The organism is Streptomyces coffeae (assembly GCF_016741875.1).
Lineage (GTDB): Bacteria > Actinomycetota > Actinomycetes > Streptomycetales > Streptomycetaceae > Streptomyces > Streptomyces coffeae.
This window is the reverse complement of record NZ_JAERRF010000009.1, coordinates 365,939-379,235: the sequence shown is the minus strand read 5'-3', so window position 1 is coordinate 379,235 and position 13,297 is coordinate 365,939. Positions and strand designations below refer to the sequence as shown.

Genomic DNA, 13,297 nt, shown 5'->3' with positions numbered 1-13,297 from the left:
GTTCCTTCGTTCGGTGCGCGCGGGGCGCGGGTGGGGCGGTCAGGAGAGGACGAGACAGTGTTCGGGGCGCCATCCGAACTCCACCGTCTCGCCGCCGATCCAGCGGTCCTCCATACGGGCCCGCGCGGTGTTCTGCTCCAGCACCGACAGGGTGACCCCCGGTGCGAGTTCGATCAGATAGGTGGTGGTCGGCCCGGAGTACACGGTCTCGCGGATGACACCGCGCAGCACTTCCATGCCCGGTTCGAAGTCGGAGAGCCAGATCTTCTCGGGGCGGACGGACATGCTGACGGTGGTGCCGTCGCTCATGCCGTCCCGCTGGCCGACCGGGAGCGCGGGGCCCTGGTCCAGGACGACCGCGCCGTCCCGGTAGGTGCCCGCCATCAGGTTGGAGGTGCCCATGAACGAGGCGACGAAGCGGCTCGTGGGGTGCTCGTACACATCCTCGGGGGTGCCGCACTGTTCGACACGGCCCTCGTTCATCACCGCCACCCGGTCGGACATGGTCAGAGCCTCGTCCTGGTCGTGGGTGACAAAGACGAAGGTGATACCGACCTCGCGCTGGATCTGCTTGAGCTCGACCTGCATCTGGCGGCGCAGCTTCAGGTCGAGGGCCGCCAGCGGTTCGTCCAGCAGCAGCACGGCCGGACGGTTGACCAGGGCGCGGGCGAGTGCCACCCGCTGGCGCTGACCGCCGGAGAGGGTACGGGGCCTGCGGCGGGCCTGCCCGCTGAGCTGCACCAGCTCCAGCATCTCGCCGACCCGTCGGCGGATCTCCGCCCGGTCCACGCCCTTGCGCTTGAGTCCGAAGGCGATGTTGTCGGCGATGCTGAGGTGGTCGAAGAGGGCGTAGCTCTGGAAGACGGTGTTGACGTTGCGCTTGTTGGGCGGCAGCGCGGTCACGTCCTCGCCGCCGAGCAGCACCGCACCCTCGGTGGGGTCGGTGAACCCGCCGATCATCCGCAGCGAGGTGGTCTTGCCGCAGCCCGAGGGGCCGAGCAGGGAGAAGAACTGGCCCGCTGCGATGTCGAGGTTGACGTCACGGACGGCGTAGGAGTCCGCGTACTGCTTGGAGACGCCGTCGAGCCGGACTGCGGGAGTCGCGTCCATGGGGTCACTTCCCTGAAAGGAGATCGAGGCCGCCGCGGCGGCCGAACAGGCGCGGAATGAAGAGGGCGAGGGCGATGAGGCCGATGGACCCGGCGAGCATCAGCGTGCCCACGGCGTTGATGGTGGGCTGCACCCCGAAGCGGATCGCGGAGTAGATCCGCACGGACAGCGGCTGCGGCTCGACACCGGTGGTGAAGTAGGCGAGGACGAAGTCGTCGAAGACCAGCGCGAAGATCAGCACCGAGCAGGCGAGCACGGTGGGCACCAGGGCCGGGAGCGTCACCAGCCGTACCGCCTGCCAGCGGGTGGCGCCGAGGTCCATCGCGGCCTCCTCCACCTCGGGGTTGAGCGCCGCGACCCGGGAGCGCAGGATCACCGTGACGTAGGAGATGGAGAAGGTGATCTCCGAGAGCATCACGGTGGCCGTCGACAGCGTCATCCCCAGGCCCTTGAACAGGAGCATGGACGCCACACCGGTGACGATCTCCGGCGTGATCAGCGGCACCAGCATGACCAGACCCGCCACCGAGCCGAGCCGCGTCCGGCAGCGCACCAGGCCGAGCGCCAGCGCCGCCCCGAGCAGGACCGAACCCACCATGGCGACCAGCGAGATCCGCAGGCTGGTGCCCAGTGAGGAGATCAGGACGTCGTCGTGGAAGAAGGCCCGGTACCAGCGCAGACTGAAGCCGTCGAAGACGGTCAGGGACTTCTGTGTGTTGAAGGAGAACAGCACCACCACGGCGATGGGCAGATACAGCAGGGCGAAGAACAGCACCGTGACGGAGAGGGCCAGACGCGGCCTGCGGTCGGCGCGTCCACGGCGCCTCCGGGTCCGGGAACGCGCAGCGTCCGTGGCGGCACCGGTGGTGGGCGTACGCAACAGGGTCATCGGCGGGCCTCCGCTTCGTCCTTGCGGGTGCGCCGGAGATAGCCGAGCATGCCGATCAGCAGCACGAGCATCAGCATCATCGTGAGCGCCGATCCCAGCGGCCAGTTCTGGCCCTGGAAGAACTTGTCCTGAATGAGGTTGCCGATCATGATCTGGTCCGGGCCGCCCATCAGCTGTGCGCTGACGAAGTCGCCCATGGCGGGCAGGAAGACCAGGACCAGTCCGGCCGCCGCGCCCTGGCGGGTGGCCGGGAGGGTGACGAAGAAGAAGGTGCGCAGGGGACCGCCGTACAGGTCCCGCCCGGCTTCGATCAACGAGACGTCCAGCCGTTCCAGGGCGGCGTACAGCGGGATGATCATGAAGACCACAAATCCGTAGACGAGGCCCGCGACCACCCCCGCACCGGTGTTGAGGATCCTTGTGCCGGAGTCGGCGAGACCGATGTCGCGCAGCGCCTTCAGCAGGGGACCGTCGTCGGAGAGCACCACCGACCAGCCGTACATCCGCACCAGGTAGTTGGCGAAGAACGGCACCACGATCGCGGCGATCATCGCGTTCTTGAAGCGTCCGCCGTGCAGGGCGATGGTGTACGCCACGGGGTAGGCGACCACCAGGCAGATCACGCAGGTCAGTACGGAGTAGCCGAGGGAGCGCAGCAGGACTTGGGAGTAGGCGGGGTCGGTGAGGGCCCGGATGCTGCTGAGGTCGAACCCGAAGCGGGGGTTGCCGAGGCTGTCGGTGGTGCCGACGGCCAGCACGGCGACCAGCAGCAGGGAGGCGATCAGGAAGCCGGTCATCCAGAGGGTGCCGGGGAGCATGAACCAGGTCCAGATGCGGGTGCCGTTGGCGCGGCGGGCGCGTCGGCGGATGCGGGAGAGATGGGGGAGTGTCATGTCAGCCCGCCTTCACATGGGTCCAGGCGGTGTCGCGGGCGTCTTCCTCGGCACGGCTGCCGTTGCGGAAGAACAGGTCCGCCGTGAGGTCGTCCTCGGTCACCACGCACTCCGGGAACGGTTTGACCAGGGCCCGGTAGGTGTCCTCGGAACCGGCCACCGGCATGGGGTAGCCGATGTACTCGATGTTCTTCTTCACGTTCTCCGGCCGGAGCATGTAGTCGATGAAGAGCATCGCGGTGCCGGGGTGGCGCGCGTTCCACGGGATGGCGTAGCAGTCGGAGTTGATCGGTGTGCCCTCCTTGGGGGCCTGGAAGCCGAAGACCGACGGGTCCTTGGCCTGGTTGAGCATGGCGGCCATGTCGCCGCTCCAGGCCTGGGTCATCACCGCGTTGCCGTTGAGCAGATTGTTGTAGCTGTCGCTGGAGAAGCCGCGCAGCCGCGGACGGAGGCTCGCCAGTGAGGACGTGATGCGGTCCAGGTCGCCGGTGTCGCCGGTGCTGACGTCCAGGCCGAGCTGGAGGGCGCCCATGCCGAGCACCTCGTCACGGTCGTCCAGCAGGAACACCTTGCCCCTGGCCCGGTCGTTCCAGAGGTCCTTCCAGGACCCGGTCAGATCGCCGATCCGGTCGCGGCGCCAGCCGATGCCGGTCTTGTAGGCGGTGAAGGGGACGGTGTGCGCGGAGCCGGGGTCGTACCAGGGGTCGGCGAAATAGGAGTGCTTGCCGAAGACGGCGTGTGCGTTGGTGAGGTGGGAGTGGTCGATCCGGCGGAGCCGGCCGCCCCGGACCAGGCGCTGGGCCCATTTGGCGGTGGGGAAGACGATGTCGTAGCGATTGCCGGCGTTGAGCTTGGCCACCATGCCTTCCATCGAGTCGAAGTTCGACTGGATGACTTTGACGCCGTACTCCTTCTCGAAGCCCTTGAAGACCGAGGGGTCGACGAAGTCGGCCCAGTTGAAGTAGACGAGATCGCCGTCGACGCGTGCGCGCACCGGGGCCAGCGCATGTTCGTCGGGGGCTTTGGCGGGCATGAACCCGCAGCCGCTGAGCGGGGCGCCGGCCGCGCCGAGCAGGCCGAAGGCGCCTGCGCGCAGCATCGTGCGCCGGGAGGGTGGAGGTACCTCGGGGGACATGGAACGTCCTCTCCGTTGAGCAAGGGCACAGCTCCAGGGCAGGACCGGGCGGGGGCGGCTCACGGAGGCCCTGTCTCCGTAGTGATCCGGTCTGGGAATGACAGCGGGTGTCTCAGCGGAGCGGGGTTAAGACCGTCGGGAGGGGCGCGGGGTGCGTGGCCGGCACGGCGGCCGGCGGGCGGCCGTTCACGCGCCGTCCCCGCCCCGGCCGGTGTCCGCGTCGAGGTCGGCCCTGATCCGGTCGGCGAACCAGCCGACGGCGGCCTCGCGGCGCGAGAGCGGTCCCGGTTCGAAGCCGGGTGTCGACATTCCCGCCTGGACCCGCTCGACCAGTTCGGCGTCCTCGTCGTTGGTGACCCATCCGATGTGGATGTTCAGCCGCCGGGCCAGCCGGGTGCGCACGCTCTCGCCGTGCCGGGTGTAGAAGGCACCGGGGATCGCCGCCCGGTCCTGGGCGGTGGGAAGAGCGGTCCACGCGAGCACGTGGTCAGGGTAGAAGTCGATGAGCGTGTTCGGGTAGATCACCGCATAGCGCCAGACCCGCCGGTCCTTCTCCTCGGTCAGACCGGGCATGGGGGTGGCGAGCCGCTGGTAGAGGCGTTCGGTCCAGTTCGAGGACGGCTTGTCGCGCAGGGGGGACTCGAAGAGTACGTACGACTCCTGGACGTCGACCGTGTACGCCTGATAGTCGAGCAGCCGCATCAGTGCGGGATGGGCCACGGGAACGTGGTAGCCCTCGAGATAGTTGTCGACGATGACTTTCCAGTTGGCGTTCTGCTGCTCGGCGGTGTCCAGGTCGTGGATGCGGTGCTTGCCGACGGGCACGAGGTCGGCCCCGGCGTAGTGGCCGATGGCCTTCGCCAGACCGGCACAGCTCTCGGCGAGCGGTACGGCGTCGAGGTCGAGGTTGACGAAGACGAACCCCAGGAACGACTCCACCTTGGCCGGGCGCAGCCCGAGGCGGGGTTTGTCCAGGCAGGGGATCTGGCGGGCCTCGGGGGCGCCGACCAGCGTTCCGTCCAGCTTGTAGGTCCATCCGTGGTAGGGGCAGCGGATCGCCTTGCCCGAGGGCTCGGGCGCGGTGACCAGCCGGGTGCCGCGGTGACGGCAGGCATTGAGGTGGGCGGCGAGGCCGCCGTCGGTGGTGCGCACGACCAGCACGCTCCGTCCCGCCACGGTGGCGGCCAGACGGGCGCCGGGGCCGGGCAGATCGGACTCATGACAGACCAGCTGCCAGGACCGGGCGAAGATGCGGTCGGTCTCGGCCGTGGCGATGTCCGGGTCGGTGTAGTGGCGCGCGGGGAGAGCTTCCCCGGGGTGCTCCAGGGGCTTGCCCGGCGGCGCCGGTGAGATGGCGGGTGCCGGGGTGATCGGGGGCTGCATCGGATCCTCCTCCACGCCGCGACGGGCGGCGATGGGTGGTGAGGCTGAGGCTGCGCGGGGTCGGGCGGGCGGCTGATTCAGGCCGGGCCGTGAACCTCGCTGACTAATTGGTTAGTCAGAGTGCGGGGGCCTCGGGGTGCTGTCAAGGCTTGTCGGCTGACTAACTAGTTAGTTAGTCTACTCGCGGCAGGCCGCACCCGGCTTGCCCAGCACACCCGTGGTCCCGTCCGGGCACCTGCGCATCAGCAGGTCCGAGCCACCCGGAGCGGGCCCGATCCCCACAGGTCCGCGCGGACCGCCCCCGAGACCGGCCCGCGCCTCGCGGAACTCCGTCCGCGCCGTACCGGCCCCCGGAGCCACCGCCGCCCCCGCTTCCCCCCTTCACCGCACCCCTACCCGCCCCGCCGACCCCACGGGGACGAGATGTCCCCGCCCCCCGGAGGCACGCATGAGCGGTCGTCGAAGCCTGGTCTGGCTCGGCCTCACCCCCGAGCCCGAACGAGAACTGCCCGCCGCGGTTGCCGCCCTGCGCACCCGCCCGGCCGACCTCTCCCGGGCAGCGCTGACCACGGCGGAACGCCGCAGGGTCGAACGCCTGATCCTGCGCGGCACCCAGCGCGGCTGGCTCGGTTATCTCGCCGAAGTCACCGCACTGGTCGTCGAGGCCGCCGAAGCGGCCGACGCCGAAGGAACCGCCGCCGCGACGACCGCGGCACTGGTGGCGGGCGAGGTTGTCCTCGACCACCACCGGATGCTCATCGGCCTGCCCGGGGCCGGATACGAACGCGCCGCCCCGCAGCGGCAGGCACTGGAACAAGCGGTGCTCCGGCTCAGAAACCGCGCCGACAAGGGAGCCGCCGTATGACCGGCATCCTCTCTCTGACCCCTCAGGGACAGCCCACCGTTCTCACCCCGCAACCACCCGGAGGCGAAGACCTCCCCCGCTACCGCGCGGCCGGCGGATACGCCCCCGTCCCCGCCCCGGACCGACTGCTGGAGCGGATCGCCACCGCGGGGCTGCGCGGCCGCGGCGGCGCCGGATTCCCCGCCGCGGTCAAACTCCGCACCGTACGGGACGCCCCCGGGGACACCGTCGTCGTCGCCAACGGTGAAGAGGGCGAACCCGGCTCCGTCAAGGACCGCTGGCTGCTGCGCCACCGGCCGCACCTGGTCCTGGACGGTCTGCGGCTCGCGGCGGCCATCACCGGCGCCCACCGCGGCCATGTCTACCTCGCCGACCCGGCGGCCGAGGCGGCGGTCCGCCGCGCGCTCACCGAACGGCCCCCCGAGGTGCCCGTCGAGGTCGTGGTCACCGAGCACACCTATGTGGCGGGGGAGGAGAGCGCCGTGGTGCGCCGTATCGACGGCGGGCCCGCGCTGCCCACCGCCAAACCCCCGCGCCCCTTCGAACGCGGGGTCGGCGGCGCCCCCACCCTCGTCGCCAACGTGGAGACCCTGGCCCGTATCGCCCTGCTCACCTCGCACCCCGACGCCGTGGCAGCGGTGGCCACCACCCACCTCGTCACCATCGCCGGGCCGGGGAGCGAACCGGTGCTCGTCGAGGCGCCCGCGGGCACCCATCTCAAGACCCTCGCCGATCTGTCAGGGCACGGCAGGGCCCCCGCGGTCCTGCTCGGCGGCCTGTTCGGTGGCGTGCACGGCGCGGGCTGGTCCGATCTGCGGCTCGACCACGATGAACTCGCGGCCGCGGGCGGCGCGCTGGGATGCGGCGCACTGCACTTCCTGGCTCCCGAGGACTGCCCGGTCGCGGCCGCCGCCGACGCCGCCGGATATCTCGCCGCGCAGAGCGCCCGCCAGTGCGGCGTCTGTGTCTCCGGAACCCGGGCGCTGGCCGAGACCCTCGCCGCGGTGGCCCGCTGCGAGAACGGCGAGGAGGACACCGCCAAGCTGCTGCGCTGGTCCACCCAGCTGCCCGGCCGCGGCGCCTGCGGACTCCTCGACGCCGCGGCGCGCATCGCCGCCACCCTCCTCACGCACTTCCCGGACCGGGTGAGCGACCACCAGGACACCCCCTGCGCCGTCTGCTCCGCCGCACCACCCCTTGACGGCAACCGCCTTGTGGTCGCCGTCCCCTGACGTCGCGTCACCGAAGGAAAACACCAGCGTCCCCCGCAGAAACTCCAGCGCCCCCGCCGTCGGCGCGCGCCCCCGAAAGGACCCCGCCATGAAACTGCTGCTGGACTCCACCCGCTGCCAGGGCTACGGCCTGTGCCAGGAACCCGCCCCCGGCTTCATCGACATCGACGAATGGGGCTACGCCCAGCTGACCGTGACCACCGTGCCCGAGGGTTCGGAGGAAGCCGCGGCCGAAGCCGTCGCCGTCTGCCCCAACTCCGCACTGCGGCTGGTGAAGTGATGGGACGCGATCTGACAGCCCTCTTCGACCCCGTGTCCGTGGCGGTCGTCGGAGCCAGCGACGACCCCGCCAAGTACGGTCACGCCATCGCCTCCCAGGCCGTACGGGCGGACCACCGGCGTCCCGTCCACCTCGTCAACCGCCGTGGCGGAACGGTCCTGGGCCGCACCGTGGCACCCAGCATCCGGGCGATCGGCGCACCCGTCGACCTGGCCGTGGTCTCGGTGCCCGCCGCCGGGTTCGAGGCCGCCGTCGATGAGGCCCTGGCCTGCGGGGCCCGCGCGATCGTCGCCATCACCGCGGGCTTCGCCGAGACCGGCGCCGCCGGACGCGAACGCCAGCGCGTGGTCGCCGAACGGGTGCGTGCCGCGGGCGCCGTGATGGTCGGCCCCAACTGCCTGGGCGTCGCCGACAACACCACCGACCTCTTCCTCGCCTCCGACACCTTCACCCCCGGCGGGATCGCCCTGCTCAGCCAGAGCGGCAACCTCGCCCTCGAACTCCAGCTCCGCTTCGCACCACACGGCCTCGGCTTCTCCCGGTTCGTCTCGCTCGGCAACCAGGCCGACGTCACCCTCGTCGACCTCCTCGCCGACTGCGCCCGCCACGAAGGCACCCGCGCCATCGCCGTCTACGCCGAGGACTTCGCCGACGGCCGGGCCTTCGCCGAGGCCGCCGCCGTCGCGGGCAAGCCGGTGGTGCTGCTGACCGCCGGACGTGGCGACGCCTCGGCACGCAGCGCACAGTCGCACACCGGAGCCCTGACCACCTCCGCCGATGTCGTCACCGCCGCCTGCCGGGACGCCGGAGTCGAACTCGTCGCCACCCCGCGTGAACTCACCGTCGTCCTCGCCGCCCTGGCCGGGGAACGACGTGCCCGGGGCCGCGGCGTCGCCGTCCTCACCGACGGCGGTGGCCACGGAGTCATCGCCGCCGACGCCGTCGAAGCCGCGGGCCTGACCGTGCCCGAACTCACCCCGGACACCCAGGACAGCCTGCGGGAGGTGCTGTGGGAGCAGTCCGCCCTCGGCAACCCCGTCGACCTGGCCGGTATGGGGGAGCAGGACCCCGCCTCGTACACCGGGACCGTCACTGCCCTGCTGGAGGCCGAGGAGACCGACGCCGTCCTGATGACCGGCTACTTCGGCGGCTACGCCGACGCGGGCGGTGGTCTCGGTGGCGGCGCGGCACTGGCCCGCGGCGAGCAGGAGGCGGCCCGTGCCATCGTCGCCCGGCACCAGGAGAGCGCCAAACCCCTGGTCGTGCAGTCGATGTACCCGGGCTCGCCCAGCTGCCGCACCCTCACCGCGGGCGGTATCCCCGTCTTCGGGGCCACGGAGGACGCGGCCCGCGCCCTCGCCGCCCTGGCCCGACCCGGCGCCACCACGCCCGCGTCCGGCGTGACCCCCCTTCCGCGGGCCGCCACGCCCCTGGAGCGGACCGGCTATCTGGAGACCCGCAGGGCCCTGGAAGCCGCGGGCATCCCCTTCCCGGCCGCACGCGAGATCCACGACGAGGACGAACTGCGCGCCGCCGCAAGCGAGATCTCCGGCCCCTACGTCCTCAAGGCGCTCCACCTGCTGCACAAGTCGGACGCCGGGGGAGTGGCACTCGGCCTGGCCGGGCCGGACGAACTGCTCGCCGCCTACCGCGATATGCACGCCCGCCTCGGCGCGCCCTCCTACTCCGTGGAGGCCATGGCCGACCTCTCCGACGGTATCGAGCTGATCGTCGGCGTCAACCGCGATCCGCGCTTCGGCCCGGTCGCCATGGTGGGTCTTGGTGGCATCCTCGCCGAGGTCCTGCGCGACGTCGCCTTCGCCCTGGCCCCCGTACCCGCCGATCACGCGCTCCACCTGCTGCGCCGGCTGCGCACCGCCCCGCTGCTCGACGGCGTCCGAGGCCGCCCCGCGGTGGACATCGCCGCCGCCGCCGAGGCGATCGAGCGCATCACCGCCTTCGCCGCCGCCCACCCCGAGATAGCCGAACTGGAAGTCAACCCGCTCCTCGTCCAGCCCGCCGGAGTGCTCGCACTCGACTCCCGCGCGGTTCTCGTCTGACCCACCGCACCCGCAGCCCGAACCCGTACCGAAGAGGTCTTCCATGGACATGCGTTACACCCCCGAACAGGCCGACCTGAAGCGGCGCGCGGCCGGCTACGCCCGACTCCTCATGGCGTACGAGGACGAGTCCGAGCAGGCGGGCGGCCCCCTGCCGCAGGAGACCGTCGCGGAACTGACCCGCGCCGCCATGGACGCCGGGGTCTACGCCATCAACATGCCCGCCGAGTGGGGCGGCGCCGGACTCAGCCTCCTGGACCAGGTCATCGTCGAGGAGGAGTTCGGAAAGGCCACCAACTGCCTGTGGGACATACCCTGGCGGCCCGCCAACGTCCTCGCCTACGGCGACGAGCGGCAGCGCGAGAAGTACCTGCTCCCCGTGGTGCGCGCCGAGAAGTTCGACGCGTTCGCGGTGACCGAGCCGGGCGCCGGATCCGACCCCTCCGCCGGCACCTCCACCGCCACCCGCACCGACGGCGGCTGGCTGGTGAACGGTGAGAAGTGGTTCGTCACCTGCGGCGACATCGCCGACTTCCTGCTGGTGCAGGCGGACGCGGGACCCGACCGGCTGCCCACGCTGTTCTTCGTCGACAAGTCCGCCCCGGGTGTGGAGATGACCCGGGTGCCCCACTTCATGCACTCCGCCGTCAACGGCCACCCCGAGTTCACCTTCACCGATGTCTTCGTCGCCGACGAGGATGTGCTCGGCGGCGTCGGACAGGGCTACGAACTGACCAAGGAGTGGTTCACCGACGAGCGCCTGATGATCGCGGCCCGCACCGTCGGCGCGGCCGAGCGCGCCCTGGAGCTCGCCCGTGAGTGGGCCATCGGGCGGAAGCAGTTCGGCGGGCCCATCGCGGGCTACCAGCTGATCCAGGGCATGCTGGCCGACTGCGCCGTGGACATCGCCGTCAACCGCGCCTACACCCACCAGGTCGCCTGGGAGGCCGACCAGCCGGGCACCGACCGCAAGACCCTGCACGCCAAGGCGTCCACCGCCAAGCTCGCCGCCAGCGAGGCCGCCGGCCGGGTGGTCGACCGGTGTCTCCAGATCTTCGGCGGCCGTGGCTACGACCGCTCTTACGCCGTCGAGCGCATGTACCGCGAGCTGCGGGTGGACCGCATCTGGGAGGGCACCTCCGAGATCCAGCGGCTGATCATCGCCAACGAGCTCATCAAGCGCGGCACCCGGGCCCTCGCCCTGCCCACCCACTGACCACCCCACCCCCGCCACCACCCCTCGAAGCAGTGAGGACCGCCATGGACTTCCGTCTCACCGAACGTCAGACCCGACTCAAGGCCGACGCCCGCGCGCTCACCGACCTCATCGCGGGCTACGAACTCGCCTGCGAGGAGAACAACGGCCTGCCCGACAGCGCCCACGCCACCATCCGCGACGCGGTCCTCGACTCCGGACTCCAGGCGGTCAACATGCCCGCCGAATGGGGTGGCGCGGGCCTCACCATCGCCGAACAGGCCACCGTCCAGGAGGAGTTGGGGCGGCTCACCGGCGCCCTGTGGGACATGGTGTGGCGGCCCGCCAACGCGCTGCGCTTCTGCACCCCCGAGCAGCGCGAACGCTTCCTCGTCCCCGTCATCGAGGGACGGCGGCGCGACTGCTACGCGGTGACCGAGCCCGGCGCCGGATCCGACCCGCAGAACCTGGCCACCACGGCGACCAGGAACGAGGCCGGATGGGTGCTCAACGGTGAGAAGTGGTTCGTGACCGTCGGAGACCACGCCGACTTCATGATCGTCCTCGCCGCCGCCGGACCCGAGCGCGCCCCCACGCTCTTCCTCGTCGACAAGGACACTCCCGGCATCGAGATGACCCGGGTCCCCCGCTTCATGCACACCTTCGTCTACGAGCACCCCGAGTTCACGTTCACCGATGTCCAGGTGGGCGAGGACGCCGTGCTCGGCGGCATCGGCGAGGGCTACGACATCACCCGCTCGTGGTTCACCGAGGAGCGTCTGATGATCGCCGCACGGACCATCGGCGCGGCCGAGCGGGCGCTGGAACTCGCCCGGGACTGGGCCGTGGAGCGAGAGCAGTTCGGCGCCCCCATATCCAGCTACCAGCTGATCCAGGGCATGCTGGCCGACTGCGCGGTGGACATCGCGGTCAACCGCGCCTACACCCACCAGGTGGCGTGGGAGGTCGACCAGGCGTCCCCGGATGACCGCAAGACCCTGCACGCCAAGGCGTCCATCGCCAAGCTCGCCGCCAGCGAGGCGTCGGGCCGGGTGATCGACCGGTGTCTCCAGATCTTCGGCGGCCGTGGCTACGACCGTTCCTACGCCGTCGAGCGCCTCTACCGCGAGCTGCGGGTGGACCGGATCTGGGAGGGCACCTCCGAGATCCAGCGACTGATCATCGCCAATGAACTGGTCAAGCGCGGTACGGGAGTCCTGGAACTGCCCGGCACCCGCTGATCCCACGCTCCCGGGGGCGGGCACGGGCCGGCCCGCCCCCGGGAGCCCGCTACGAAGGCCCCACGAAGCACGGCAGGAAGGAACCCCGATGGGTGGCATCGAACGCGTCGGAGTAGTGGGCTGCGGCCTCATGGGCGCGGGCATCGCCGAAGTCTGCGCACGCGCCGGACTGCCGGTGACCGTCGCGGAGCGCGACGCCCGGGCGGCACGCGCGGGACAGGAGCGCATCGCGCGCTCACTGGAGCGCGCCACCGCCCGCGGCGGACTCACCCCCGCCCTCCGCGACGAAGCCCTGGCACTGATCACCGTCACCGACGACCTGGACGCACTGCACGACCGTGATCTGGTCGTCGAAGCCGTGGCCGAGGACGAACAGGTCAAGCTCGATGTGTTCACCCGCCTGGATGCCATCCTCACCTCCGACGACTGCATCCTGGCCACCAACACCTCCGCCATCCCCGTCATCCGGCTGGCCACCGCCACCTCGCGCCCCGGCCATGTCATCGGGGTGCACTTCTTCAACCCGGTACCGGTACTGCGGCTGGTGGAGCTGGTGCCCTCCCTGCTCACCTCGGCCGACACCCTCGACCGGGCCGAGACCTTCACCACCGGCACCCTCGGCAAAGAGGTCGTCCGCGCCCCCGACCGCGCCGGATTCGTCGTGAACGCGCTGCTCGTCCCGTATCTGCTGGCCGCCATCCGCATGGTCGAATCCGGCATCGCCACCGCCCAGGACATCGACCGTGGCATGGTCCTGGGCTGCGCCCACCCGCTGGGCCCGCTCGCCCTGGCCGATCTCATCGGCCTGGACACCACCCACGCCATCGCCGACTCCCTCTACGACGAGTTCAGGGAACCGCACTACTCGCCGCCACCGCTGCTGGCCCGCATGGTCGACGCCGGTCTGCTCGGCCGGAAGTCGGGGCAGGGCTTCCACAGCTACCCGGACCGCACACCCACACCCGGCACGGCGGTTCCGCGGCCGGAAACGCGGTGAGGGATGATGGCCACGGC

At 71.1% G+C, this 13,297-nt stretch carries 12 protein-coding genes; 7 read left to right on the top strand and 5 right to left on the bottom strand.

Translation table 11 applies throughout. The features are described 5' to 3' along the window. Positions 1-39: 39 nt before the first annotated feature. The 5 genes from JK363_RS18380 to JK363_RS18360 all read right to left on the bottom strand — a co-directional run bounded on the left by JK363_RS18380 (position 40) and on the right by JK363_RS18360 (position 5,410). Positions 40-1,110, bottom strand: a complete 1,071-nt coding sequence (locus tag JK363_RS18380; RefSeq protein ID WP_201875989.1) for an ABC transporter ATP-binding protein — start codon at positions 1,108-1,110, stop codon at positions 40-42. Between the two features lie 4 nt (positions 1,111-1,114). After that, positions 1,115-1,999: an ABC transporter permease gene (locus tag JK363_RS18375; protein ID WP_201875988.1), complete on the bottom strand. Its 885-nt coding sequence runs from the start codon at positions 1,997-1,999 to the stop codon at positions 1,115-1,117. Then, entirely contained in the window at positions 1,996-2,892 is an 897-nt protein-coding gene (locus JK363_RS18370) for an ABC transporter permease (protein ID WP_201875987.1), read from the bottom strand. The genes JK363_RS18375 and JK363_RS18370 overlap by 4 nt, the downstream gene beginning before the upstream one ends. A 1-nt stretch (position 2,893) precedes the next feature. Next, positions 2,894-4,027: a polyamine ABC transporter substrate-binding protein gene (locus JK363_RS18365; protein WP_201875986.1), complete on the bottom strand. Its 1,134-nt coding sequence runs from the start codon at positions 4,025-4,027 to the stop codon at positions 2,894-2,896. 186 nt (positions 4,028-4,213) lie between these two features. After that, positions 4,214-5,410 carry an aromatic ring-hydroxylating oxygenase subunit alpha gene (locus tag JK363_RS18360; protein ID WP_201875985.1) on the bottom strand — a complete coding sequence of 399 codons (1,197 nt, stop codon included), beginning with the start codon at positions 5,408-5,410 and terminating at the stop codon, positions 4,214-4,216. A gap of 448 nt (positions 5,411-5,858) precedes the next feature. On the opposite strand from JK363_RS18360, the gene JK363_RS18355 reads away from it, so the two are divergent. The 7 genes from JK363_RS18355 to JK363_RS18325 all read left to right on the top strand — a co-directional run bounded on the left by JK363_RS18355 (position 5,859) and on the right by JK363_RS18325 (position 13,280). Then, complete coding sequence (locus JK363_RS18355) at positions 5,859-6,275, top strand: hypothetical protein (protein ID WP_201875984.1); 417 nt, start codon at positions 5,859-5,861, stop codon at positions 6,273-6,275. Next, positions 6,272-7,507 carry an NADH-ubiquinone oxidoreductase-F iron-sulfur binding region domain-containing protein gene (locus JK363_RS18350; RefSeq protein ID WP_201875983.1) on the top strand — a complete coding sequence of 412 codons (1,236 nt, stop codon included), beginning with the start codon at positions 6,272-6,274 and terminating at the stop codon, positions 7,505-7,507. The genes JK363_RS18355 and JK363_RS18350 overlap by 4 nt, the downstream gene beginning before the upstream one ends. Positions 7,508-7,595: 88 nt before the next feature. Continuing rightward, entirely contained in the window at positions 7,596-7,787 is a 192-nt protein-coding gene (locus tag JK363_RS18345; protein ID WP_201875982.1) for a ferredoxin, read from the top strand. Beyond that, entirely contained in the window at positions 7,787-9,847 is a 2,061-nt protein-coding gene (locus tag JK363_RS18340; RefSeq protein WP_201875981.1) for an acetate--CoA ligase family protein, read from the top strand. Before JK363_RS18345 ends, JK363_RS18340 begins: the two co-directional genes overlap by 1 nt. A gap of 43 nt (positions 9,848-9,890) precedes the next feature. Further along, the gene (locus JK363_RS18335) at positions 9,891-11,063 is read left to right on the top strand and encodes an acyl-CoA dehydrogenase family protein (RefSeq protein ID WP_201875980.1); all 1,173 of its coding nucleotides are present in this window, start codon (positions 9,891-9,893) and stop codon (positions 11,061-11,063) included. A 44-nt stretch (positions 11,064-11,107) separates the two neighbouring features. Next, entirely contained in the window at positions 11,108-12,283 is a 1,176-nt protein-coding gene (locus JK363_RS18330; protein WP_201875979.1) for an acyl-CoA dehydrogenase family protein, read from the top strand. A gap of 88 nt (positions 12,284-12,371) precedes the next feature. After that, on the top strand, positions 12,372-13,280 hold the full coding sequence (locus JK363_RS18325) for a 3-hydroxybutyryl-CoA dehydrogenase (RefSeq protein ID WP_201875978.1): 909 nt from the start codon (positions 12,372-12,374) through the stop codon (positions 13,278-13,280). Positions 13,281-13,297: the final 17 nt, after the last annotated feature.

Coding starts and splice junctions, on each gene's coding strand:
- JK363_RS18350 (WP_201875983.1), top strand. CDS start 6,272: ATGACCGGCATCCTCTCTCTGACCCCTCAGGGACAGCCCACCGTTCTC.
- JK363_RS18365 (WP_201875986.1), bottom strand. CDS start 4,027: ATGTCCCCCGAGGTACCTCCACCCTCCCGGCGCACGATGCTGCGCGCA.
- JK363_RS18335 (WP_201875980.1), top strand. CDS start 9,891: ATGGACATGCGTTACACCCCCGAACAGGCCGACCTGAAGCGGCGCGCG.
- JK363_RS18340 (WP_201875981.1), top strand. CDS start 7,787: ATGGGACGCGATCTGACAGCCCTCTTCGACCCCGTGTCCGTGGCGGTC.
- JK363_RS18380 (WP_201875989.1), bottom strand. CDS start 1,110: ATGGACGCGACTCCCGCAGTCCGGCTCGACGGCGTCTCCAAGCAGTAC.
- JK363_RS18325 (WP_201875978.1), top strand. CDS start 12,372: ATGGGTGGCATCGAACGCGTCGGAGTAGTGGGCTGCGGCCTCATGGGC.
- JK363_RS18360 (WP_201875985.1), bottom strand. CDS start 5,410: ATGCAGCCCCCGATCACCCCGGCACCCGCCATCTCACCGGCGCCGCCG.
- JK363_RS18330 (WP_201875979.1), top strand. CDS start 11,108: ATGGACTTCCGTCTCACCGAACGTCAGACCCGACTCAAGGCCGACGCC.
- JK363_RS18370 (WP_201875987.1), bottom strand. CDS start 2,892: ATGACACTCCCCCATCTCTCCCGCATCCGCCGACGCGCCCGCCGCGCC.
- JK363_RS18355 (WP_201875984.1), top strand. CDS start 5,859: ATGAGCGGTCGTCGAAGCCTGGTCTGGCTCGGCCTCACCCCCGAGCCC.
- JK363_RS18345 (WP_201875982.1), top strand. CDS start 7,596: ATGAAACTGCTGCTGGACTCCACCCGCTGCCAGGGCTACGGCCTGTGC.
- JK363_RS18375 (WP_201875988.1), bottom strand. CDS start 1,999: ATGACCCTGTTGCGTACGCCCACCACCGGTGCCGCCACGGACGCTGCG.